14 protein-coding genes are annotated in these 24,373 nt (G+C 71.5%); 3 read left to right on the forward strand and 11 right to left on the reverse strand.

The window, feature by feature from the left end; genetic code table 11:
- The first annotated feature begins 320 nt into the window (after positions 1-320).
- From wecB to ACFVS9_RS29535, 3 genes are all read left to right on the forward strand, one after another.
- Positions 321-1,424 (forward strand): non-hydrolyzing UDP-N-acetylglucosamine 2-epimerase, encoded by a 1,104-nt coding sequence (wecB, locus tag ACFVS9_RS29525; protein WP_389937249.1) that lies wholly within the window; start codon positions 321-323, stop codon positions 1,422-1,424.
- A gap of 111 nt (positions 1,425-1,535) precedes the next feature.
- Positions 1,536-2,912: a glycosyltransferase gene (locus ACFVS9_RS29530; RefSeq protein WP_389937324.1), complete on the forward strand. Its 1,377-nt coding sequence runs from the start codon at positions 1,536-1,538 to the stop codon at positions 2,910-2,912.
- Positions 2,909-5,041 carry a glycosyltransferase family 1 protein gene (locus tag ACFVS9_RS29535; RefSeq protein WP_389937252.1) on the forward strand — a complete coding sequence of 711 codons (2,133 nt, stop codon included), beginning with the start codon at positions 2,909-2,911 and terminating at the stop codon, positions 5,039-5,041. The genes ACFVS9_RS29530 and ACFVS9_RS29535 overlap by 4 nt, the downstream gene beginning before the upstream one ends.
- Before the next feature lie 71 nt (positions 5,042-5,112).
- Here the strand turns inward: ACFVS9_RS29535 and galE are convergent, their stop codons facing one another.
- From galE to mrdA, 11 genes are all read right to left on the reverse strand, one after another.
- On the reverse strand, positions 5,113-6,090 hold the full coding sequence (galE, locus tag ACFVS9_RS29540) for a UDP-glucose 4-epimerase GalE (RefSeq protein ID WP_389937255.1): 978 nt from the start codon (positions 6,088-6,090) through the stop codon (positions 5,113-5,115).
- Positions 6,091-6,094: 4 nt separating this feature from the next.
- Positions 6,095-7,378, reverse strand: coding sequence for a nucleotide sugar dehydrogenase (locus tag ACFVS9_RS29545; protein WP_383113296.1), 1,284 nt, complete (start codon positions 7,376-7,378; stop codon positions 6,095-6,097).
- Positions 7,375-9,003, reverse strand: coding sequence for a glycosyltransferase family 2 protein (locus ACFVS9_RS29550; protein ID WP_389937258.1), 1,629 nt, complete (start codon positions 9,001-9,003; stop codon positions 7,375-7,377). The genes ACFVS9_RS29545 and ACFVS9_RS29550 overlap by 4 nt, the downstream gene beginning before the upstream one ends.
- Complete coding sequence (locus ACFVS9_RS29555; protein ID WP_389937261.1) at positions 9,000-10,025, reverse strand: Gfo/Idh/MocA family protein; 1,026 nt, start codon at positions 10,023-10,025, stop codon at positions 9,000-9,002. The genes ACFVS9_RS29550 and ACFVS9_RS29555 overlap by 4 nt, the downstream gene beginning before the upstream one ends.
- Positions 10,022-11,140 carry a DegT/DnrJ/EryC1/StrS family aminotransferase gene (locus tag ACFVS9_RS29560; protein ID WP_383113301.1) on the reverse strand — a complete coding sequence of 373 codons (1,119 nt, stop codon included), beginning with the start codon at positions 11,138-11,140 and terminating at the stop codon, positions 10,022-10,024. The genes ACFVS9_RS29555 and ACFVS9_RS29560 overlap by 4 nt, the downstream gene beginning before the upstream one ends.
- Before the next feature lie 330 nt (positions 11,141-11,470).
- Complete coding sequence (locus ACFVS9_RS29565; RefSeq protein WP_389937264.1) at positions 11,471-15,622, reverse strand: Rne/Rng family ribonuclease; 4,152 nt, start codon at positions 15,620-15,622, stop codon at positions 11,471-11,473.
- 229 nt (positions 15,623-15,851) lie between these two features.
- On the reverse strand, positions 15,852-16,628 hold the full coding sequence (locus tag ACFVS9_RS29570; RefSeq protein ID WP_389937267.1) for a TIGR03936 family radical SAM-associated protein: 777 nt from the start codon (positions 16,626-16,628) through the stop codon (positions 15,852-15,854).
- 763 nt (positions 16,629-17,391) lie between these two features.
- Entirely contained in the window at positions 17,392-19,317 is a 1,926-nt protein-coding gene (locus ACFVS9_RS29575; RefSeq protein WP_383113304.1) for a TIGR03960 family B12-binding radical SAM protein, read from the reverse strand.
- Positions 19,318-19,367: 50 nt separating this feature from the next.
- Entirely contained in the window at positions 19,368-20,900 is a 1,533-nt protein-coding gene (locus tag ACFVS9_RS29580) for a CHAD domain-containing protein (protein WP_389937270.1), read from the reverse strand.
- A 51-nt stretch (positions 20,901-20,951) separates the two neighbouring features.
- Positions 20,952-22,145, reverse strand: a complete 1,194-nt coding sequence (rodA, locus tag ACFVS9_RS29585; protein ID WP_383113306.1) for a rod shape-determining protein RodA — start codon at positions 22,143-22,145, stop codon at positions 20,952-20,954.
- Complete coding sequence (mrdA, locus tag ACFVS9_RS29590) at positions 22,145-24,322, reverse strand: penicillin-binding protein 2 (RefSeq protein WP_383113307.1); 2,178 nt, start codon at positions 24,320-24,322, stop codon at positions 22,145-22,147. The genes rodA and mrdA overlap by 1 nt, the downstream gene beginning before the upstream one ends.
- Positions 24,323-24,373: the final 51 nt, after the last annotated feature.

A 24,373-nucleotide genomic window follows, 5' to 3' on the forward strand; every position in this document is an offset into this window, starting at 1 on the left:
GGGTCCCGGCGGGGGCCCCGCCCCGACCCGGGTAACCCGGTTCCCCCCGGTTGAGGGGGCGCGCACACAAAGTCCAAACCGGCGGCACTTCCCGTAAACCGGCCAGCCCGCGCGCTTTTCCTCTCCCTGTAAGGAGACCCGCCCATTTTGTTCGCCTGATTGTTATCAGGCCGTGAAAGGCACCGGCGCAGGCCCCAGCCCCAGGTGACAGCGTCATGACGCGCCTTCGACACCGCCGAGGTGGAGCGCCCGCGCCCCGGCGATTGCCTACCATTGGCCTGACATCCCACGTGTGACCTGACCCAGAAGAAGAGTGCTCAGTGAAAGTCATCAGCATCGTCGGTGCCCGTCCACAATTGGTGAAGCTGGCGCCCATCTCGGCAGCCTTCGCAGGTACGGAACACGAGCATTTCATCGTGCACACGGGCCAGCACTACGACGCGGACCTGTCCGATGTCTTCTTCGACGGGCTCGGTATCCCCGACCCCGATGTCCATCTGGGTGTGGGCTCCGGAAGTCACGGGTCGCAGACGGGATCCGTGCTTTCCGCACTCGACCCGGTTCTCGAGCGGGAGAAGCCGGACTGGGTCCTGGTCTACGGGGACACCAACTCCACCATCGCGGGCGCACTCTCCGCGGTGAAGATGCACCTCCCGGTCGCCCACCTGGAAGCGGGCCTGCGTTCCTTCAACCGGCGCATGCCGGAGGAGCACAACCGGGTACTGACCGACCACTGCGCGGACCTCCTCCTGGCACCGACCGAGGAGGCGATGCGCCACCTGGCGGCCGAGGGGCTCTCCGAGCGCTCCGAGCTGGCCGGCGACGTGATGGTCGACATCTGCCTGCGGATCCGCGACGCCGTGCTCGCCGGGGAGCACGCCGCGCCCGCGCTGCCCGAGGGCATCGACCCCACGCAGCCGTTCCTCCTCGCCACGCTGCACCGTCCGGACAACACCGACGACCCCGCACGCCTCTCGGCGATCCTGGAGTCCCTGGCCGGCCTGCCGGTCCCCGTGGCCCTGCTCGCCCACCCGCGGCTTGTCGCTCGCGCCGAGGAGCACGGCATCAAGCTGGACCAGGGAGCCGTCCACGTCGGCCGCCCTCTCCCCTACGCGGGCCTCGTCGCCGCCGTGCTGGCCTCTTCCGGTGTCGTCACCGACTCGGGCGGCCTGCAGAAAGAAGCGTTTCTCCTCAAGAGGATCACGACGACGATCCGCCCCGAGACGGAGTGGGTGGAGACGGTCGGGACCGGCTGGAACGTCCTGGTGCCCGACCCGCACACGATGGACGCGGGCGCCTGGGCCGACACGGTGACCCGGGCCACGCCCACCGCGGACCCCGGTACGCCGTACGGCGACGGTCACGCGGCGGAGAACGTCGTCCGGATCATGGAAGAGTGGAAGGGGGGAAGCCGGCGCGCGTGACGTGCGGAGCGCCGCGAGCGGCGCTTATACGTATATGTCACCGTGCTAGCGTCATCCGTTATGTCAGCGTCTCCCAGGTCCGGGCTGCCCACCAAAGGCGCTCGGCCGCATGTGATCTACCTCGCCATCGGTTTCCCGCCGGCTGCCAAGAGCTGCGCGTACCGCATGCGCGAGACCGCGAACCAGTTCATCAACGCAGGCTGGGATGTCACCGTCGTCACGATCGCCCAGGAATCCTGGGAGCGGGACTCCGGTGTCGACCTGACTCTCCTGGAGCAGGTCGACCCGCTGGTGAACATCGTCGAACTCCCGCTGGCGCGTGAGGACCTGGAGACGGACATCCGTCTCTACGACGAGGAGCGCGCGCTCCGGCCCAACGCCTGGGTCGCCCAGCTCCGCGCCCGCCAGACCAGCACCTTCCCCGAGTCGAACTTCGGCGAGTGGCGCGGTGCGCTCGAGCAGGCGGTACTGGACATCCACCGTGAGCACCACGCGGATCTCCTCCTCGCCAGCTGCGTCCCCTACGTGAACCTCGCCGCGGCGTGGAAGCTGTGGGAGGAGGCACGGGTCCCGTACGCGGTCGACTTCCGCGACGGCTGGTCGATCGACGTGATCGAGGGCGTGGAGGCCTTCTCACGCGACTCCGAGCTCGGGCGCTGGGAGCAGAAGATCCTGGACAACGCGGTCTCGCTGTGGGTGGTCAACGATCCGATCGCCGACCACTACCGCACGCGGTACCCCGATTTCGCGGACCGCATCCGCGTCGTCCGCAACGGTTACGACGCGGACAGCTCACCGGGCCGCGCGCACCGGCCCGATCCGGAGTCCGGCCTCGCCTTCGGCTACCTGGGCACGGTCAACTTCACCGCCCAGCACCTCGAGACCGTACTCGCCGCCTGGCGGGCGGCTCGCGAGCAGGAGCCGCTGCTGGCCAACGCGCGCTTCGACGTGCGCGGCCACATCGGCAACGGTGCCGGCCGCGAGGCGAACCGCCACGCCGAGATACTGAAGCAGGCCGAGGCCGACGGTGTCCGCTTCGGCGGTCCCGCCGCCAAGGCGGAGGTCGCCTCGATCTACGCCGCGTGGGACGCCATGGTCCTGATCCTCATCGGCGGCCGCTACGTGACCTCGGGCAAGGTCTACGAGTACATGGCGACGGGGCTGCCCATCGTGTCGGCGCACGTCGTCGAACACGACGCGTCGAACGTCCTGCGCGGCCACCCGCTGTGGACCGGCGCGGTCGGTCTGGACGAGGAGGCGCTGACCGGCTCGTTCATCCGCGCGGCGCACATGGCCGTCGAGACCAGCGACGCCGTCCACGCGGAGGCGATGGCCCACGCGGACCAGTTCACCAGGGAGACGCTGATGACCGTCGCGGTCAAGGAGCTGATCGACCAGCTCGCCGCCGACCGCGCGGCGGGCACGGGCACCGAGGACGCAGCGGTCCTCGCCGAGAAGTCCATCGTCACCGGAGGCACCGCGTCGTGACCGAGGTTCTGTTCGTCGCCACCAAAAGACCGGAGCTCGGTCTCCTGGCCGACTCGGTGGGCAAGTTCCGTGACCGCGAAGCCGGGGTCTACCTGGCGGGCACCTTCCATGTGATGGCGGTGGAGGAGGAGCTGTCCCTGATCGCGCTGGAGGGGGTGCACCAGCTGCCCCGCGGTCTGTCCAGCCGGAGCAGTTCGGTCCGGCGCAGGGCCAAGGCGTCCCCCCCGGGCATGCGGGTGTGGCTTCAGTCGCAGCGGGACCGCTGGCTCCGGCAGCGCGCGCTGAAGGCCCAGGTCATCGTGGCCCTGGACACCGGGGCCGTCTACACGGTGTGGCGGCTCTCGCAGTACAACCCCGCGGCTGAGGCCCACTTCGGCGTCTCGGCGGCCCTGACGGCCCTGGACAAGCTCAGGCAGCAGGGGACGGTCGCCCGCCAGGCCACCCTCCCGGCGCTCGGCGCGGTCGCCAAGGACGTACGCCGGTCCATCGACAACATCCCGGCGGCCATGATGCGCACGGCGACGGCGCGCCCCGTCATGCGCTCCGCCCTCGGCGCCCGGCTCTGGCGTTCCGCGGTGAGCGCCCCTGGTGTGCCGGTCAAGGCACGGGTGGCGGCCTCCCGTTACGTCGCGGAGGGCATGCAGTGGGCCGGCCGTACCAGCGGCGCGGCCATAGCGCTGACGACGGCCGCTTCCAGGATCCCCGATCCCGCGCTGCGCGCCGAGCTGCTGGACGAGGGCGTCATGACGGAGATCGCCCGGGGCATCAGCCCCCGTGATCTTCCCAAGGCGGTCGGCGCCCGTCTCGCGGAGGCGGACGAGCTGTACGCCAAGGGTGACCACGAGGCCGCGTCCGAGGCTCTGAACAGGGCGCTCTTCCTGGACTTCCACCGCGTTCTGCACATAGACCAGCTGAGCTCGCCGCTGGCCGAGGACGCGGAGAAGTACATCAAGCGCCTCCAGAGCTCGACGGCCTTCCAGGCGGTGGCCCGGCCGCGCGGCAGGAAGACCCCCGCGGCGGCCCCTCCGGCCGACCGCCCGTTGCGCCTGCTCGTCACCACGAGTGCCAACGCGAACTTCCTCCACCACGTGCTGTCGCGGTACGAGGACCACCCGCGGGTCGAGCTCCGCTACCTGGACCTCGCCGCCCAGAAGTGGCTGAAGCGGATCTCGTGGGCCGCGCGGCTCATGCTCGAGGACAAGCTGGCCGACGGGACGACCGACTACCAGGCGGACGTCGAGCGGCTGATGCGTCCGTACCTGGACTGGGCGGACACGGTGTTCCTCGACTGGTCCGTCGGGCCCGCCGCGATGCTCACCACCATCGATCCCGGCGACACCCGCATCGTGGTGCGGCTGCACAGCTACGAGGCGTTCACGCGCTGGCCCCACATGACGGACTTCTCCCGGGTCGACGACCTCGTCTTCGTCGCCCCGCACGTCAGGGACCTGGTCACCTCGCTGGTGCCGCAGCTGCGCGGCGACGGCGCACCGCGCACGCACCTGCTCGACAACGCGATGGAGCTGTCCGGCTTCGTCCGGCCCAAGCCCGCCGAAGCCCGCTTCAACCTCGGCCTGATCGGCGTCAGCCAGGTCGCCAAGGATCCGCTGTGGGCGGTGGACGTGCTCAAGCGCGTGCGGGAGCACGACGAGCGCTACCGGCTGCTCCTGGTGGGCGGTGACATGGAGCCGAAGACCAGCAAGGCCACCGCGGACTACCGGGCGCTCCTCGAGCGGGAGCTGGCTCCCCTCGTCGAGTCCGGCGCGGTGGTGCGGCTGGGTCCGACCGACGACGTCCCAAGCGCGCTGACCGACATCGGCGTGATCCTCAGTTCGTCGGTGCGCGAAGGCTGCCACGTGGGACTGATGGAGGGCGCCGCGAGCGCCGCCCTGCCGGTCGTCCGTGACTGGCCCTTCTACGCGGGCCGGGCGAACAGCGCGCGGACCCTCTACCCGGAGGGCTGGGTCGTCGGCTCACCCGAGGAGGCCGCTCAGCGCATCCTGGACGTCACCTCGACCGAGGAGTCCTGGCAGAAGGCGGGCTCGCTGGCTTCGGAGCACGCCGTCTCGGCCTGGGACTGGAGCGTCGTCGGGAAGCAGTTCGACGGGCTCTTCCTCGACGAGGCCTGATCCGGCGTCCGTCCAACGGCTGAGGCCCGTACCCCCCAGGGGGTACGGGCCTCAGCCGTTGGACGGACCGTTCAGCGACGGGCTTCCGGGTGTCTCAGACACCACCCGTCCCAGGCCGAGGCCACCATGGCCCGGACGTCGTGGCGCGACGTCCAGCCCAGTTCGGCGCCGATGCGGTCGGCCGCGGCGACGACCCTGGCGGGGTCGCCGGGCCGCCGTGCCCCGATCTCGGGCTTCAGCTCGTGGTATCCGGTGACGTCCTGGATGACGGCGACCATCTCGGTGACCGAGACCCCCTGGCCACGGCCGATGTTGAGCACGAGGGACGCGGACCGGTCGTCCAGGAGGCGCTGGGCGGCCGAGAGGTGGGCGGCGGCGACGTCCTCGACATGGATGTAGTCACGGACGCACGTGCCGTCGGGGGTGGCGTAGTCGTCGCCGAAGACCCGCGGCCGTTCGTTCCCGGTGAGCCGTTCGAAGACCATCGGCACCAGGTTGAAGACGCCGTCGTCGCCCAGTTCGGGCGACGCGGCCCCCGCCACGTTGAAGTACCGCAGGGAGACCGTGGCCATGCCGTGCGCCTTGCCCGCCGCGGCCACCATCCACTCGCCGGCGAGCTTCGTCTCGCCGTACGGGCTGAGGGGGAGACAGGGGGTCTCCTCCGTCACCAGGTCGACGTCGGGCATGCCGTAGACGGCCGCCGAGGAGGAGAAGACGAAACGGTCCACTCCCGCGCCCGCGGCCGCGTCGAGCAGGACGCGCAGTCCCTCGATGTTCTCGCGGTAGTAGTACAGCGGCCGGTCCACGGACTCGGCCACCCGCTTCTTCCCCGCGATGTGCACGATGCCCGTCACGGAGTGCTCGCGCAGGACTCGGTCGACCGTCTCCCGGTCGAGGACCGAGCCCTGCACCAACGGCACCCCGGCGGGAAGGCGTTCGGCACGGCCGGTGCTGAGGTCGTCGAGGACGACGAGGGAGGCGTGTCCCGTCATCGCCCTGACGACGTGCGACCCGATGTAGCCGGCCCCGCCGGTGATCAGCCAGGTCATACGGTCAGCCGCCGATGACGACGCGGCGGACGCCCGCCCAGTTGGCCGGGTCCGTCGTGCGGCGCCCGTCGACCAGGACGCGGACGTCCGGCAGGTCGGCGGCGGCCAGCTCGCGGTACTCCGCGTGGTCGGCCTGGAGGATCGCGGCGGTGACGGCCTGGCCCTCGTGCGGCACGAGACCGTGCGCGGTCAGCTCGTCGGCCGTGTACATCGGGTCGGAGACGAACGGGACCGCGCCGCGCGCCTTCAGCGCCTCGACGACCCCGAAGACGCCGGAGAAGGCGGTCTCCTTGACCCCTCCGCGATAAGCGGCACCCAGCACCAGGACCCCGACGCCGTCCAGGTCGCCGTAGGCGGCGGCCAGCAGGTCGACGGAGTACTCGGGCATCGCGGCGTTGGCCTCGCGGGCCGAGCGCACGACGGTGGCCTCCGGGTCGTTCCACAGGTACATCCGCGGGTAGATCGGGATGCAGTGGCCGCCGACGGCGATGCCGGGCTGGTGGATGTGGCTGTAGGGCTGGCTGTTGCAGGCCTCGATGACCTTCTTGACGTCGATGTCGTTCTTGTCGGCGAACCGGGCGAACTGGTTGGCCAGACCGATGTTGACGTCGCGGTACGTGGTCTCGGCGAGCTTGGCGAGCTCCGAGGCCTCCGCCGTGCCGAGGTCCCAGACGCCGTTGGGGCGGGGCAGGTCCTCGCGGTCGTCGAAGTCGAGCACCGCCTCGTAGAACTCCACACCGCGCTGCGAGGAGGCCTCGTCGATGCCGCCGACGAGCTTCGGGTAACGGCGCAGGTCCGAGAAGACGCGGCCGGTCAGGACGCGCTCCGGGGAGAAGACGAGGTGGAAGTCGCGGCCCGGGGTGAGGCCGGAGCCCTCGGCGAGCATCGGCGCCCAGCGGGTGCGCGTGGTACCGACCGGCAGCGTCGTCTCGTAGCTGACGAGGGTGCCCGGCTTCAGGCCCGCGGCGATCGCCTTCGTCGCCGAGTCCATCCAGCCGAAGTCCGGGGTGCCCTCGGCGTCCACGAACAGCGGGACGACGACCACGACGGCGTCGGACGCGGCGACCGCGGCCGTGGTGTCCGTCGTCGCGGAGAGCAGGCCCGCGCCCACGGTCTCCTTGAGCTTGACGTCCAGGTCGTGCTCGCCGGGGAACGGCTCGGTGGCCGCGTTGACCAGCTCGACGACCTTCGCGTTGACGTCCGCGCCCACGACGGTGTGGCCCTTGGCGGCGAACTGCACGGCGAGCGGAAGACCGATCTTGCCGAGCGCGACTACACAGATGTTCATCGGGTTACTTTCCTCTTCAGCCTGGACAGCTTGCGGCGCAGGCGCCTGAACACACCCGTCTTCGTCTCCCACAGAGGAGCGGTGGTGATGACGAGACGGCCCTTCGGATTCACGTTGGCGGACACCCGGTGCGGTACCGCTCCGCCCCAGCGCCGGGCCAGCGGCATCGGGAGCCCGTCGGCCCGCACGGGGATCTCGTACACCGAGCCTGCCACGTCCACGTGGACCCGGACACCGCGCTTGGCGTTGGCCGGCTGGAGGGGGATGCGCGCGGTCAGCCTGGTCCGCTTCCCGTCCTCCGCCGTCTCCCCGGTGATGTCACCGGACGCGGCCGGCGGGACGGTCCCCGCGGGCAGCCGGCGGGCTCCCGGCTTGTCCGCGCTCTTGGGCATCGCCCCCTGGACGAGCGCGACCCCCACCGAGGACGTGTCGCCGATGACGCCGAGCCGCAGGACGAGCGTGAGCGAGAGCTCGGACCCCTTCTGCTCCCACTCGGCGGACTCGAGCTCCGTGTGCTTGGCGAGGCGCCCGGCGACGCCTTCGCCGAGGACCTCGTAGCAGCTGTCCGGCAGGCCGACCGCGCTGTCCCTGAAGCCCGGGTACGCCGCGAAGGCGCGTCCGTCCTCCAGGAGGAAGGGCGGGGCCCCGTGCTCCGCCTCGTCGGTGAGCGCACGGGTGAGTTCGTCGACCGCGCCGCGTCGGGCCAGGCCGAAACGGACGCGCCGGGTCACACCTGTGTTGTCCCGCAGGGCGTCGGTGTAGTAGGCGTCCAGCAGTTCGGCTATTCCTTCGCACACCCGGCGTTTGGTGTCCGTGTCCAGGAGGGCGAAGTCCTTCTGGAGGAGCTTGGAGAGCTCCCACTCGAAATGCCTCTTGAACACGGCGTCGCGCTCGGGGCCGGGCTCGATCAGACCGGCCGTGTGCTCCATGATCTTCGCGGCGCAGGCCAGCCGGGCCAGGTGATCGGCCCGGTAGGTGATGTTGCTGGAGTCGCCGCGTTTGACCGCGTAGTAGCACGTGTAGTCGGCGACCACCGAGATCTTGCGGGCCCGGACGCACGCCTCGATCGTGAACGGCTGGTCGCTGCCGACCGGCATGTCCTCGGGGAAACGCAGGCGGTGCTTCTCGACGAGTTCACGCCGGAACAGTTTGGTGTTGGCCAGCGTGTAGGGCAGCGCCGAATCGAAGAGGCTGACGTCCGCATTGTTCTCGGCATAGAGTTTCTGGTGCACATAACGGCCGTTGGTTCCGACCATTTTGCCCACGACCACATCGGAACCGTGTTCGTCGGCGCATGCCACCATGCGCTCCAGCGCCTCGTCACCGAGATAGTCGTCGGAGCCGATGAAATACACGTAACGGCCGGTGGCCAATTCCAGAGCCCGATTGCTCGGTGCGGCAGGCCCGCCGGAATTGGCCTGGTGCACCACGGTGAACGTGTCGGGGTACTTCGCCGCGAAACGATCGAGTTCCTGCCCGCTGTCGTCCGTGGAACCGTCGTCGACCGCGACGACCTGCAGGCGATCGAGTCCGATGCTCTGACCGGCCAGTGAGTTCAGGCACTCGGTCAGGTACGGCATGGTGTTGTAGACGGCTACGACGACGGTGACGTCCGGTGTGGTCAACTCTCCAGCCCCTGACCCGCTTGCTGTCCGTCCGTGAGGCGGACGGTGGTGCGGCTCACGGCCGACTCCAGGACCGCCGCCGCCACCTCGACGGTACGCAGTCCCTGCCGCAGCGTGCAGATGTCGGCCGGCTCGCCCAGCACCGCGTCCCTGAAGAGTTCGTGCTCGACCAGGAGCGGCTCGCGCTTCGGGATGGCGTAGCGGATCATGTCGCCCTCGGAGACACCGCGGAACGCGCGCAGCGCCTCCCACTCGGTGGTCACCGCCGCGTTCGAGTGGAACGTGAGGTCGGCGGTCAGCGTGTCGGCGATGTAGCAGCCGCGCTCACCGGTGACCGACGTGAAGCGCTCCTTGAGCGGGCTCAGCCAGTTGACCAGGTGGTTGACCATGGTGCCGTCGGAGAGCTGGCCCACCGCGGAGACCATGTCCTCGTGCGGGCGGCCGGACTTGGAGACGGTGTGGGCGGCGATCGACGTGTACGTCTGGCCGGTCACCCATCCCGTCAGGTCGATGTCGTGCGTGGCGAGGTCCTTGACGACGCCGACGTCCGCGATGCGGTGCGGGAAGGGCCCCTGACGGCGGGTCACGACCTGGAAGACGTCTCCGAGCTCGCCCGCCTCCAGGCGGCCGCGCAGCGAGAGCAGAGCCGGGTTGCAGCGCTCGATGTGGCCGACTCCGGCGACGAGGCCGCGCGACTCGAAGGCCTCGACGAGGCGGCGGGCGCCCTCGACGGTGTCGGCCAGCGGCTTCTCGATCAGGGCGCAGACACCGGCGTCGGCCAGTTGCAGGCCGACCTCCTCGTGCAGGGCGGTCGGGCAGGCCACGACGGCGTAGTCGATGCCGAGCGCGATGAGTTCCTCGACGGCCGACAGGACGGGGGCGCCCTGCGCCCAGCCGTTCTTGTCGCCCATCGGGTCGACGACGCCGACGAGTTCCACACCGTCGAGGCCGGCGAGGACACGGGCGTGGTGGCGCCCCATGGAGCCGAGGCCGACGAGCCCGGCCTTCAGTACGGCGGTCACAGGCTCTCCCCCAGTGCGTTCACCGCGTTGGCGATGCGTTCGAGGTCGCCCTCGCCGAGCGACGGGTGGACGGGGAGCGAGACGACCTCGGCGGCGGCCCGCTCGGTCTCGGGCAGGTCCCAGTTCCGGCCGGCCTTCTGGTCCGGCTCCCAGTACGGCTTCAGCCGGTGGATCGGGGTCGGGTAGTAGACGGCGTTGCCGACGCCCGCCTCGGTGAGCTTGGCCATCGCGGCCTCGCGGTCCCCCCGCACCCGGATCGTGTACTGGTGGTAGACGTGGCGGGCACCTTCGGCGACCGGCGGCGTCGTGACGTTCGGGGCGGAGATGTGCGCGTCGAGGTACGCGGCGTTGGCGCGGCGCTGCTCGGTCCAGCCACCGACCTTGGTGAGCTGTACGCGGCCGACGGCGGCGGCCACGTCCGTCATGCGCATGTTGGCGCCGACGATCTCGTTGGCGTACCGCTGCTCCATGCCCTGGTTGCGCAGGAGGCGCAGGGTGCGGGCGAGTTCGGCGTCGGCCGTCGTGACCATGCCGCCCTCCAGGGCGTGCATGTTCTTCGTCGGGTAGAAGCTGAACGTTCCTCCTTCGCCGAACGCGCCCACGGGGGTGCCGTTCAGGGCCGCCGCGTGCGCCTGGCAGGCGTCTTCGACGACGGCGAGTTTGTGCTTGGCCGCGATGGGCATGAGCTTGTCCATGGCGGCCGGGTGGCCGTAGAGGTGCACCGGCATGATGGCGGCGGTGCGCGGCGTGACGGCCGCTTCCACCGCGGCCGGGTCGAGGCCGTAGCTGCCGGGCTCGATGTCGGCGAACACCACGTCGGCGCCCACCAGTCGGACGGCGTTGGCGGAGGCCGCGAAGGAGAACGAAGGGACGATCACCTCGTCGCCCGGGCCGATGCCGAGGGCGAGCAGGAGCATGTGCAGTGCGGAGGTGCCGGAGTTGACGGCGACGCAGTGGCGGCCGTCGACCAGCTCGGAGAAGCCCTCCTCGAAGGCCGCGACCTCCGGGCCCTGCACGACGCGACCGCTGCGCAGCACGCGCACCGCGGCCTCGATCTCCTCTTCACCGATGACAGGGCGGGCAGCAGGAATCGGCTGCTCGTTGATGCTCGTCATGGACGTCCTCCTTGAACACCGCAAGAGCTCTTCACAGGCAGAGATCCGGGGTGCGGGACGTCTCACGAGGCCGCGCGTCACCCCACCGGCACAATGCCGACGCCCTACCGAGGAAACTGGACCCGGTCGGTCGTGAACCGGATCGGTCACTGACCGTAGTTCCCTCGCGGGAACTTCACAGGCAGCGACCGCCGTCACATTATCAGGGATTTCTCAGGTGATTTCGGGCCCGTTAACCGGCTACTGCATCAGTTCTGAAACAAAGCACGTGTCCCGCCCCGAAGGCTTCGGGGCGGGACACGGATCGATGAACAACCGGTTACGAAATGCTCAGCCGGCGGCCGGCCCCGAGTCGGCCGACGACGTCGACGCTGTCACGGAAGGCGACGACTGCTCGGCGGCGACGGTCTTCTTGGCCGCTGCCTTCTTCGTCGTCGTCTTCTTCGCCGCGGTCTTCTTCGCGACCGTCTTGGCGGCCGTCTTCTTGGTGGCCGCCTTCTTCGCCGTGGCCTTCTTAGCGGTCTTCCGCGCCGCGGTCTTCTTCACCGGCGCTTCGGGCTCCGCCGCTTCGGTACCGGGCGTGTCGGAGCCCTCGTCGGTGACCACGACGACTTCGGCCTCCTCGGCTCCGGCCGGTGACCCGGCGGGCGCGGTGGCCTTGCGGGTCGCCCGGCGACGGGCGCGCGGCGGGGCCGCCGGGGCGGACTCCTCGTCAGCCTTCGGGGCCTCGGGGGTCTCCGCCGGTGCGGTGGGCGCCGGAGCCTCGACGACCGGGTCCTCGACCGCGACGGGCTCCGCCGCGGGCTCGGCCGGCTGCACCGGGGGTGTCACGTCGGCCGCCTTGGGCGAGCCCGCGGGGGCGGACGCCTTCCGGGTCGCCCTGCGCCGGGTACGGGCCGGGGGCGCGGCCTCGGCCTCGGGTGCGGCGGGAGCCTCCGCCGGGATCTCGGCGGCCGGTTCGGGCCTCGGCTCCTCCTCGGCCGCCGGGGCCGCCGGGGCGGTCTCGGCGGCGGGTGCGCCGGCCGGAGCCGTCGCCTTGCGGGTCGCGCGCCGGCGGCCACGGCCGCGGGACGCCGCCGCCTCGGCCTCGGCCGGGCTGCTGTACAGCTCCTCGTCGGCCACGAACTCCGGCTCGGGCAGGGCCACCGGGGCGGCGACCTCCGCGGCCACCTCGGCCTCCGTCTCCACCTCCGCCGGCTGCTCGGCGTGCTCGTGGTCCTGGCCGTGCTCGTGTCCGGCGCCGCCGCGGCCGCGCTTCTTGGACCGCTTGCCGCCACCGCCGCCGCCGGCGGCCGTGGGCTGCTCCATGTGGACGATCACGCCACGCCCGTTGCAGTGGACGCAGGTCTCGGAGAAGGACTCCAGCAGGCCCTGGCCCACCCGCTTGCGGGTCATCTGGACCAGGCCGAGCGACGTGACCTCGGCGACCTGGTGCTTCGTACGGTCGCGGCCCAGGCACTCCAGCAGCCGCCGCAGCACCAGGTCCCGGTTGGACTCCAGCACCATGTCGATGAAGTCGACGACGACGATGCCTCCGAGGTCGCGCAGCCGCAGCTGGCGCACGATCTCCTCGGCGGCCTCCAGGTTGTTCTTGGTGACGGTCTCCTCGAGGTTCCCGCCCTGGCCCGTGAACTTGCCGGTGTTGACGTCGACGACCACCATCGCCTCGGTCTTGTCGATCACCAGCGAGCCGCCGCTCGGCAGGTAGACCTTGCGGTCCAGCGCCTTCATCAGCTGCTCGTCGATGCGGTACGTCGCGAAGACGTCCACCTCGGACGTCCAGCGTGAGAGACGGTCCGTCAGGTCCGGTGCCACGTGCGAGACATAGCCGTGGATGGTCTCCCAGGCGTCGTCACCGCTGACGATCACCTTCGAGAAGTCCTCGTTGAAGATGTCCCGGACGACCCGGACGGTCATGTCCGGCTCGCCGTAGAGCAGCGTCGGCGCGTTGGAGCTGCTGGTGTTCTTCGACTTCTTCTGGATCTCTTCCCACTGCTGCTGGAGCCGCTCGACGTCACGGCGCAGCTCGTCCTCGCTCGCGCCCTCGGCGGCGGTACGCACGATGACGCCCGCGTCCTCGGGGACGATCTTCTTGAGGATGGTCTTCAGCCGGGCGCGCTCGGTGTCGGGCAGCTTGCGGCTGATGCCGGTCATCGAGCCCTCGGGCACGTAGACCAGGTACCGGCCGGGCAGCGAGACCTGGCTGGTCAGGCGGGCGCCCTTGTGGCCGATGGGGTCCTTCGTGACCTGGACGAGGACGGACTGGCCGGACTTCAGCGCGGTCTCGATGCGGCGCGGCCCGTGGGCCATGCCGAGCGCCTCGAAGTTGACCTCGCCCGCGTACAGGACGGCGTTGCGGCCCTTGCCGATGTCGACGAACGCGGCCTCCATGGACGGCAGGACGTTCTGCACCTTGCCCAGGTAGACGTTGCCGACGTAGCTGGTGGCCTGCTCCTTGTTGACGTAGTGCTCGACGAGCACGTTGTCCTCGAGGACACCGATCTGGGTGCGCTCGCCGCTCTGGCGGACGACCATGACGCGCTCGACGGCCTCGCGGCGGGCGAGGAACTCGGCCTCGGTGATGATCGGGACGCGGCGGCGGCCCTGCTCACGGCCCTCGCGTCGGCGCTGCTTCTTGGCCTCCATACGGGTCGAGCCCTTGATGGACTGGACCTCGTCGAAGCCGGTGCCGGGCTCGCGCTCGGCCGTTTCCCTGCCACGCCGTTCACGCGGCTCGCGGACCTTGACGACCGTGCGCTCCGGGTCGTCCGTACCCGTTCCCGCGTCCTCGCCGGAGGCGTCACCGCTGCGGCGGCGGCGCCTGCGACGGCGGCGGCTGCTGCTGGAACCCGAGGACTCGTGCTCGTCGTCCTCGTCGTCCTCGTGCGCCTGCTGCTCGTCCTCGGAGCGGTCCGCGGCTCCGTCGTCCTGCTGCTGCTCGGCGTCGTCCGTGTCGCCGGCCTCTCCGCGACGACGGCGGCGGCCACCACGACGGCGGCGGCGCGAGGGCCGGTCCCCGTACTCGTCGGTGTCGTCGCCCTCGTGCTCGGCGTCCGCCCCGGAGCCGGCCTCGTGCTCGTCCTCGGCGGGCGCGGCGGCGGCAGCGGGCTGCTCGGCCGGAAGCGTGACCGGGGTCGTGGCGGGCTCGGTCTCGACGGCCTCACCACGACGGCGCCGACGCCGGCGCGAGCCTCCCTGGGAGGCGGTCTCGGTCTCGGCGGGTGCGGCCTGGGCCGGCTGCCTGTCCTCGGCCTGGCGCGGCGCGCGGTCGGCGGGCTTCTGCTCCTCGACCTCGTCGTTCTCGTCGTACGCCGGGGCGGAGCCCGCCGCGGCCGCGGCGGCGGCCGCGGTCTCGGGGGTCTGGAACATCGGCTCGGCGAAGACCGGGGCCTGGAACACGGCCACGGCGGGGCGTGTCGCGCGACGGCCCTTGCGGGCGGGCTCCTCGGTCCTACCGGTGAATTCGGGACGGCCGGCGGCGGCGGTGGCCCGGCGGCGCTGACGGCCCCGCGGCGCCGCCTCCTCGACCTGCTCGGTCTCGGCGGCCAGTTCCTCGGCGACGGCGGCGGGGAGGCTCTCGCTCTTCTCCGCGGCTGCCTCGGCGGCCTCGTCGGCGGGCTGCGGCGCGCCGGCCGGGGCGGTCGCCTTACGCGTGGCGCGGCGGCGGGCGCGCGCCGGCGCGGCCTCGGCGGCGGCTTCCTGAGCGGGCTCCTCCGTCCGGGCGGGCTCGGCGGCGGCCTCGGTCACGGCGGGGGCCTCGTCGGTCTGCGCGCCCTGCGGCGCACCGGCCGGGGCCGACGCGCGGCGGCGGCTGCGGCCTCGCGGCGCGGCCGGCTCGGCGGCGGCTTCGGCGACGGGCTCGGCGGCCTTCACGGGCTCGGCCGCGGTGACGTCCGGCGTGGCGGCCTCGGTCTGCTGGGGGGCACCCGCCGGGGCGGTGGCCTTACGGGTGGCGCGGCGGCGGCCACGGGGGGCCTCCGCGACCGGGGCCTCGGCGGCGGGGGCCTCTTCGGCCTCCTCCTCGACGGGGGCGGTCTCGGCGACCGGCTCCACGACCTCGGCGGCCTGCGGCGCACCCGCCGGAGCGGTCGCCTTACGGACCGCGCGACGACGGGCGCGCACCGGCGGCGCGGGCTCCACCGCCTCGGCGGTCTCCTCGGCCTCCTCCTCGGCCGGGGCGGTCTCGGCGACCGGCTCCACGACCTCGGCGGCCTGCGGCGCACCCGCCGGAGCGGTCGCCTTACGGACCGCACGGCGACGGGCGCGCACCGGCGGCGCGGCCTCGGCTTCGGGCTCGGCCGTGTCGGCGGCGGCCGTCACGGCAGGCGCGACGTCCTCGGCGACGGCCGCGCCCGGCGCACCCGACGGCGGGCCGGCGGGGCGGGAAGCGGCGCGGCGCCTGCGGCGCGGCGGCAGCTTGTCCCCGGGGGCGTTGTTGTCCTCGTTGTTTCCGGTCGTACCGGATTCGTTCGGCTCGTGCATGCGGGCGGTTCTCCCGTCGCGCTCCCGGGCGCCGCGCCTTGTTCCGGTCCGACGCGATTCGCGTGATGTGCGCGATACCGCCGTCCGGGGCGCGGGCGCCGCACGGGAGCTGATGTCTGGCTCGCCGGTTCCGTACGCGCTACGCACGGCCTGGCGAAAGTCTTATGGGGCGGTGCGCGGCCCGACCCAGGTGGCTCCCGAGTCCGAGGGCTGCGCTACAACGACCGCCTTACGCGGAACCTGCACCTTCCGGCGCCGCCGCGGCGGCCGGATCGGCCGTGGGAACGGCCGGGGCTGCCTCGCGGTCGGGCGCGAGCGGGTCGGTCACCGTGCCGGACTCCTCGTCGAAGAGCCCCTGCGCCAGCCTGGTCACCGCTGCGGGGACCGGCGGCGTTAGGTCGGCCACAGCTCGGAGACCGGACAGGACGTCGTCGGGTCGCACGGCAGGTGTCACGTGCCGCACTACCAGCCGCAGTATCGCACAGGGCCCGTCCCCGGACCTATCAGGCTGTGGATCGAGGGCCTGGAGGCCGACGACCGCCGCACGGGCGTCGAAGGTCCGCACGCCGTTCTTCGCGCGGCGCTGGACCTCTACGGTCCCGGCGCCCATGAAGGCCTCGACGGCCTTCTCGGCGTCCTGCACGGCGACGCCGTCCAGCCGCATCTCCCATACGGACGCGGTCAGCCGGTCGGCCAGGCCGGAGGTGCGGGCCTCCACCGCGTCGACGATGTCGAGGCCCTGGGGCATCGACGCGTCGAGCAGTTCGCGCAGGGTGGCGGGATCACGCGCCTCGGTGAGGGCGATCTCCAGGAACTCGGCCTCACTGCCGGTACCCGTGGGGGCGGCGTTGGCGTACGACACCTTGGGGTGCGGGGTGAAGCCCGCCGAGTAGGCCATGGGCACCTCGGAGCGGCGCAGCGCCCGCTCGAAGGCACGCTGGAAGTCTCGGTGACTGGTGAACCGGAGGCGGCCCCGCTTGGTGTAGCGCAGTCTGATGCGCTGCACCGCCGGTGCGGGCGGCGGGCCTTCGGGCTGTCGCTTGCCCAGTGGTTCTTCTCCTCGGTGCGGGGCGGCCGCGGTGGCGTGCCGCCCACGAAATACGGGGTGCCCCGGGGTGCCGCTCCGGCTCACCCCCGCCTGACGGTTTTCTCGGCAGGCAGGGAGATCTCGGATGCGGGCGCCGCGCTGGGGACAGTCGTTGTCCTACCCAGGGTACGCGCCGCGGACCCTTCGGGTTCCCGCGCGTCCGTGGCCTGCGGCGCTCCGGCGCGTGCGCGCGAGGCGTCCCTGCGGGCGGCGCGGAGCGCCTGCCGGGCCGGAACGAGCGCGCCGCGGGCCGCGTGCCCCGCCTCGATCGCGGCGCGCCCGGGCGGTGCCCGGACCGTTCCGCGCGGGAAGTGCCCCACCGGCGTACACACCGTGCGGTGGGCCCGGGCCGTCGGCGCGCAGCTCAGGGACCAGGCCGGCCGGGCCGGGAGAGGGGGCGGGTACACCCCCCACCAGCGACGTCGCCTTCACCCGCACGCCACCCGACCGCATCACGGGCACGGGAACACCGGACCCCGCACGAACCTCCCCACGACCCACCCGGTACCAGCACCACGATCCCGACCGGGATTCCGTCGAGGACGGCCGGACGGCCGTCACCGCCCTCGTCGGGTGCGGGTCCGCGGTACCGCTCGCCGGGTCGCACACCGGGAGGAACGCGAACGCCCGGCCCGGAGTCTCCCGGGCCGGGCGTTCGTCACCGGGCTGTCACCCGTGGGGTCTACTTCACGACCGTCAGCGGCAGGAGCTTCTTGCCGGTGGGGCCGATCTGGATGTCCAGGTCCAGCTGGGGGCAGACGCCGCAGTCGAAGCACGGGGTCCAGCGGCAGTCCTCGACCTCGGTCTCGTCGAGCGAGTCCTGCCAGTCCTCCCAGAGCCAGTCCTTGTCGAGACCGGAGTCCAGGTGGTCCCAGGGCAGGACCTCCTCGTACGTCCGCTCGCGGGTGGTGTACCAGTCGACGTCCACGCCGAGGTCAGGGAGCGTCTTGCCGGCGCTCTTCATCCAGAGGTCGTAGCTGAAGTGCTCGCGCCAGCCGTCGAACCGGCCGCCGGACTCGTAGACCTCGCGGATGACGGAGCCGACGCGGCGGTCGCCGCGGGAGAGCAGGCCCTCGACGATGCCGGGCTTGCCGTCGTGGTAGCGGAAGCCGATGGAGCGGCCGTACTTCTTGTCGTCCCGGATCTTGTCCCTGAGCTTCTTCAGCCGGGCGTCGGTGTCCTCGGCGCTGAGCTGCGGGGCCCACTGGAAGGGGGTGTGCGGCTTGGGCACGAAGCCGCCGATGGAGACGGTGCAGCGGATGTCGTTCTGCCCGGAGACCTCACGGCCCTTGGCGATCACGTTGACCGCCATGTCGCCGATCTGGAGGACGTCCTCGTCGGTCTCGGTGGGCAGGCCGCACATGAAGTACAGCTTCACCTGGCGCCAGCCGTTGCCGTAGGCGGTGGCGACCGTGCGGATCAGGTCCTCCTCCGAGACCATCTTGTTGATGACCTTGCGCATGCGCTCGGAGCCGCCCTCGGGGGCGAAGGTGAGGCCCGACCTGCGGCCGTTGCGGGTCAGCTCGTTGGCCAGGTCCACGTTGAACGCGTCGACGCGGGTGGAGGGCAGCGAGAGGCCGATCTTGTCGTCCGTGTACCGGTCGGCGAGGCCCTTGGCGATGTCGCCGATCTCGGTGTGGTCGGCGGAGGAGAGCGACAGGAGGCCGACCTCCTCGAAGCCGGTGGCCTTGAGCCCCTTCTCCACCATCTCGCCGATGCCGGTGATGCTTCGCTCCCGCACGGGGCGCGTGATCATGCCGGCCTGGCAGAAGCGGCAGCCGCGGGTGCAGCCGCGGAAGATCTCCACGGACATCCGCTCGTGGACGGTCTCGGCGAGGGGGACGAGCGGCTGCTTGGGGTAGGGCCATTCGTCGAGGTCCATGACGGTGTGCTTGGACACGCGCCACGGCACGCCGGACCTGTTGGGCACGACGCGGCCGATGCGGCCGTCGGGGAGGTACTCGACGTCGTAGAAGCCGGGGACGTAGACGCCGCCCGTCCTCGCGAGGCGGAACAGCACCTCCTCCCGGCCGCCGGGACGGCCCTCGGCCTTCCAGGCGCGGACGATCTCGGTGATCTCCAGGACGGCCTGCTCGCCGTCGCCGATGACCGCGCAGTCGATGAAGTCCGCGATCGGCTCGGGGTTGAACGCGGCGTGGCCGCCCGCCAGCACGATCGGGTGGTCGACGGTGCGGTCCTTGGACTCCAGCGGGATGCCCGCGAGGTCCAGGGCCGTGAGCATGTTGGTGTAGCCCAGCTCGGTGGAGAAGCTGAGGCCGAACACGTCGAAGGCGCCGACGGGGCGGTGGCTGTCCACGGTGAACTGCGGCACCTTGTGCTCGCGCATCAGCTCCTCGAGGTCCGGCCACACGCTGTACGTGCGCTCGGCAAGGACGCCCTGGCGCTCGTTGAGCACCTCGTAGAGGATCATGACGCCCTGGTTGGGGAGCCCGACCTCGTAGGCGTCCGGGTACATGAGTGCCCAGCGGACGTCGCATTCGTCCCACGGTTTGACGGTGGAGTTCAGCTCACCGCCGACGTACTGGATGGGCTTCTGCACATGCGGGAGCAGAGCTTCGAGCTGCGGGAAGACCGACTCGGCAGACATCTGAGGACCTTCGTAGCTGGCAGGGGTGACCACCAAGCGTAACCCGGTGCTCAGCCTTCCAGTGCCGCGCGCAGGCCCGGGCGGGCCGCCCGGGCCCAGACCTCCGGCAGCTCGCGTTCCCGTGCCGCGGCCGCGGCCTCCTCCCTGGCGTAGAGCAGGCCCCAGGTGAACGCGGACTCCCCCGCGCCGTGGGCCTGGACCGCGAGGGTGCGCAGGGCGTCCCGGGCGACGACGCCGTCCTGGTGGTCGCCGAGGACCGACTGCACGGACTTCATCCGCCCGGCGAACCGCTTGGCGGGCTTCCCCAGGGCGGGCCTGGCGGCCTCGGCGGCGTAGCGGACGCGCTTGGCGGCCTTGCGGGCCTCGTGCATGGCCACGTCGCGGCTTCGGCCCGCGGGTTCGTCGAGGGCCGATCCGACGCGCGTGGCGAGGCGTTCGTACTCCCGGAGCACGGCGCGGGGCAGGGCGTCGCGGGGTGCCCGCGCGGCGGCGGGGCGCAGGGGCGGGTCGGCGAGGAGGGCGTCCAGGGCGTCCAGCAGGGCCAGGTAGCGCCCGTCGTCGAGCACGGAGGCGACCCGCTGCCGCGCTCCGGTGCGGCGCGCGGCGGAGCTGAGCTCCAGCCGGGCGCTCACGGGGCCCAGGAGCAGGGGGGCGGGCAGTCCGGCGACGTGGGCGCGCAGCCGTGCGTCGAGGACCTCCTGGTCGCGTTCGACGCCGAGTTCGGCGGCGAGCCACTTCAGCTCGCCGCGGAGCGGGTCGGTGACGGTGCGGTCGAGGACCGGCCGGTACGTCCGGAAGGTGCTGCGCAGCCGGCGGGTGGCGACCCGCATCCGGTGCACGCTGTCCGGCAGGTCCCGGCGGACGGCGGGGTCGAGTTCGACGAGGGCCGTGACCTGGCGGCGTACGTAGGCGAGCACGTGGTCCCCGGCGGTGCGCGGGGCGGGTTCCCTCCCCCGGCGTGTTCCGCCCCGGCCGGCCGGGGCGGTCTCGGTGAGGGCCCTGGACAGCTTGGACGGGGCGTCCGCGGGCCGGACACCGGCCTTGCGCAGCCGTCGGCCGACCGCGTCCAGGAGGGCGGGGTCGCCGTCGTCGGCCAGTTCGACCTCCATCTCGGTCCACGCCGAGGTGGCGCCGTGCCCTTCCTCCGTGAGGCGCTCCGCGAGCACCTCGTCGATGCTCAGCTCGGCGAGCAGGGCGCCGTCCCCGTCGAGGAGGTGGTGGACGTCCCGGGCGGAGAGGATCCGCATGACGGGGGTCACCGGCGCGTTCCGCACGCGGGAGCGGAGCAGGGCGCCGAGGGCGGCCGGCAGGGCGTCGGTGAGCGGGGCGCGGATCTCGTCGCGGACGCCGGGAGAGACCGGGATCTTGAGGTGCCACCCGGCGTCGTCCCCGCCCGTGCGGCGGCGCAGGGTGAGGGAGTCCGCGGCCAGCCGGAGGTCCTCGGTGTCGTAGTAGACGGCGTCGAGTTCGGTGAGGCCGCGGTGGACGACGGCCGCGACCCCGGCCGCACGGGTCAGGTCCGGCAGCCGGGTCCCGGGAGTCGCTTCGTACTTCCGCTCGACCTCGCGCTTCGAGTCCGCCATAGGACGAATCTATCCGCGCTGCCCGCCGGTATGCAGCGCCGGGCGGAGTCCTCAGGCCGACATCGGCCGTTGCACCTTGATCGACTGGAGCAGTCCGATCGCCACCCAGACGGCGAACATCGACGATCCTCCGTACGAGACGAACGGGAGCGGGAGTCCCGCCACGGGCATGATCCCGAGTGTCATCCCGATGTTCTCGAAGGACTGGAACGCGAACCAGGCGATGATGCCGGCGGCCACGACGGTCCCGTAGAGCTCGGTCGTCCCGCGGGCGATGCGGCAGGCGCGCCACAGCACGACGCCGAGCAGCACGATGATCAGCCCGGCCCCCAGGAAGCCGAGTTCCTCGCCCGCGACGGTGAAGACGAAGTCGGTCTGCTGTTCGGGGACGAACTGGCCGGTCGTCTGGGAGCCGTTGAAGAGCCCGGTGCCCGTGAGCCCGCCGGAGCCGATGGCGATGCGGGCCTGGTTGGTGTTGTAGCCGACGCCGGCCGGGTCGAGTGCCGGGTTGGCGAACGCCGCGAAGCGGGCGATCTGGTAGTCGTCGAGGACCCCGAGCTGCCAGACGGCGACCGCGCCCGCCGCACCCGCGCCGAGGAGCCCGAAGACCCAGCGGTTGGACGCGCCGGAGGCGAGGAGCACGCCGAGCACGATGACGGCCATGACCATGACGGAACCGAGGTCGGGCATCAGCATGACGACGGCCATCGGGACGAGCGCCAGACCGAGCGCCTTGGCGACGGTCCTGTGGTCGGGGTACAGCTGGTCACCGGCGTCGACCCGGGCGGCGAGCAGCATCGCCATGCCCAGGATGATCGTGATCTTGGTGAACTCGGAGGGCTGGAGGGAGAACCCCCCGCCGATGATGATCCAGGCGTGCGCGCCGTTGACGGTGGCACCGAGCGGGGTGAGGACCGCGAGGACCAGCAGCACCGAGATGCCGTACAGGACCGGGACCGCTCCCCTGAGGGTGCGGTGGCCGAGCCAGACGGTGCCGATCATGAGCGCCACGCCGATACCGGTGTTCAGGGCGTGCCGGAACAGGAAGTAGTACGGGTCGCCGTGGGTCAGCGAGTCGCGTCCCCGGGTCGCCGACCAGACGAGCAGCGACCCGACGAAGGACAGGGCGACGGCCGATCCGAGCAGGGGCCAGTCCAGCCGCCGCACGACGGAGTCGCGGGCGGTGAGCTTGACCCAGACGGACCGTTCCTCGGGGACGTAGCGCGAGACGGAGAAGCCTGCCATCAGTCACGCCTCCCCAGGGTTCCGGGGAGGGCGCCCGCGAGGGCCTGCGTGCCGTCCTCGGCGGGTGCCACGGGGGTGTACGGCTTGATCTTCGGCGACTCGATCTGGCCGTCCGGCCTGATCTTCGGCAGGGTCTTCTGGGGGGTGGGCAGCAGCGCCTTCTTGATGTCCTGCTTGCCGCTCGCGTCGAGTCCGTAGAGCGCGTTGTAGATGTTGCGCACGGCGGGGCCCGAGGCGCCGGAGCCCGTACCGCCCTGGGAGATCGTCATGACGATCGAGTAGTCCTTGGTGTACGTGGCGAACCAGGAGGTCGTCTGCTTGCCGTAGACCTCGGCCGTGCCCGTCTTGGCGTGCATCGGGATCTTGTCCTGGGGCCAGCCGCCGAACCGCCAGGCGGCGCTGCCCCGGGTCGCGACACCCGCGAGGGCTTCGTCTATCTTGTCGCGCGTGTCTCCCTTGAAGGGCAGCTTCCCGTGGGACTTGGGCGCGATCTCCTGCACGGTCCTGCCGTCGCCGCTGACGATCGCCTTGCCGACGGTCGGGTCGTACAGGGTGCCGCCGTTGGAGATCGCGGCGTAGATGGTCGCCATCTGGATCGGGGTGACGAGCGTGTCGCCCTGGCCGATCGAGTAGTTGACGGAGTCACCGGCGCGCATCTTGTTGCCCTCGACGCAGCCTTCGTACGCGATCTTCTCGACGTACGTGCCGTCCTTCTTGCCCTGCTTGCACCAGGACGCCTTGTTGGCGTCGTAGAAGTTCTGCTTCCACTGGCGGTCGGGGACACGGCCGGAGACCTCGTTGGGGAGGTCGATGCCGGTGTCCTTGCCGAGCCCGAACTGGTGGGCCGTCCTGTAGAACCAGTCGGCGGGCTTCTTCTTCGGGTTGTTGCCGCCGTCCTTCGCCCACTCCTTGTGCGCCAGGCCGTAGTAGACCGTGTCGCAGGAGACCTCCAGGGCGCGCCCGAGGCTGATGCTGCCGTAGCCCTGGGACTCGAAGTTCTTGAAGACCTGGCCGCCGATGGAGTACGAGCTGGGGCAGGGGTAGTTGCCGTCGAACTCGTATCCGGCGTTGACGGCGGCGGTCGAGGAGATGACCTTGAAGATCGACCCGGGTGCGGCGGTGCCCTGGATGGCCCGGTTGAGCAGCGGGAAGTTGGACTTCTTGCCGGTGAGCTTGGCGTAGTCCTTGGCGGAGATGCCGCCGATCCAGGCGTTGGGGTCGTACGTGGGCAGGGACGCCATGGACACGATGCGTCCGGTCTTGGCCTCCATGACGACGACGGCGCCGGAGTCGGCCTTGTACAGCTCGTTGGTGTTGCGGTCCATCTCCGTGCGCGCCGTCTCCATCGCCTTGTTCAGCTCGTACTCGGCGACGGCCTGGACCCGTGCGTCGATGGAGGTGACGACGCTGGCCCCGGCCTCGGCCTCGTCGTTCTGCGCCTGGCCGATGACGCGGCCGAGGTTGTCGACCTCGTACCGGGTGACGCCGGCCTTGCCGCGCAGTTCCTTGTCGTACGTGCGCTCCAGGCCGGAGCGGCCGACCTGGTCGGAGCGGAGGTAGGGCGAGTCGGTGTCCTGGGCCTTGGTGACCTCCTCGTCGGTGACGGGCGAGAGGTATCCGAGGACCTGGGCGGTGTTGGCCTTGCCGGGGGCGGCGTAGCGGCGCACGGCGGTGGGTTCGGCCGTGATGCCCGGGAAGTCCTCGGCGCGCTCACGGATGGTGAGGGCCTGCTGGGTCGTGGCCTCGTCGGTGACCGGGATCGGCTGGTAGGGCGAGCCGTTCCAGCAGGGCTGCGGGGTCTTGGCGTCGCAGAGGCGGACCTTGTCCAGGACGTCCTTGGGCTTCATGTCGAGGACGTCGGCCAGCCGGGTGAGGACACCGACGCCGTCGTCCTTCATCTTCATCAGCTCGGTACGGCTCGCGGAGACGACGAGCCGCGTCTCGTTGTCGGCGAGGGGCACGCCGCGCGCGTCGAGGATGGACCCCCGCACGGCGGGCTGCACGACCTGCTGGACGTGGTTGTTCTTGGCCTCGTCGGTGTACTCCTGCCCGTTGCGGATCTGGAGGTACCAGAGCCGGCCGCCGAGCGTCAGGAGGAGGGAGAAGACGAGGACCTGGATGACGACGAGACGGATCTGGACCCGCGGGGTCCGGCCCGTCTCCGGGATGTTGCTCACGGGGTGCCCCCGGTGGTGGTGGGTCGGCGGGAGGTGCGGGGGCGGTCGCCC

Source organism: Streptomyces sp. NPDC058008, from assembly GCF_042886395.1.
Taxonomy (GTDB): domain Bacteria; phylum Actinomycetota; class Actinomycetes; order Streptomycetales; family Streptomycetaceae; genus Streptomyces.

Coding starts and splice junctions, on each gene's coding strand:
- galE (WP_389937255.1), bottom strand. CDS start 6,090: ATGACCTGGCTGATCACCGGCGGGGCCGGCTACATCGGGTCGCACGTC.
- ACFVS9_RS29575 (WP_383113304.1), bottom strand. CDS start 19,317: ATGTCTGCCGAGTCGGTCTTCCCGCAGCTCGAAGCTCTGCTCCCGCAT.
- ACFVS9_RS29560 (WP_383113301.1), bottom strand. CDS start 11,140: ATGACGAGCATCAACGAGCAGCCGATTCCTGCTGCCCGCCCTGTCATC.
- ACFVS9_RS29565 (WP_389937264.1), bottom strand. CDS start 15,622: ATGCACGAGCCGAACGAATCCGGTACGACCGGAAACAACGAGGACAAC.
- ACFVS9_RS29545 (WP_383113296.1), bottom strand. CDS start 7,378: ATGAACATCTGTGTAGTCGCGCTCGGCAAGATCGGTCTTCCGCTCGCC.
- rodA (WP_383113306.1), bottom strand. CDS start 22,145: ATGGCAGGCTTCTCCGTCTCGCGCTACGTCCCCGAGGAACGGTCCGTC.
- ACFVS9_RS29580 (WP_389937270.1), bottom strand. CDS start 20,900: ATGGCGGACTCGAAGCGCGAGGTCGAGCGGAAGTACGAAGCGACTCCC.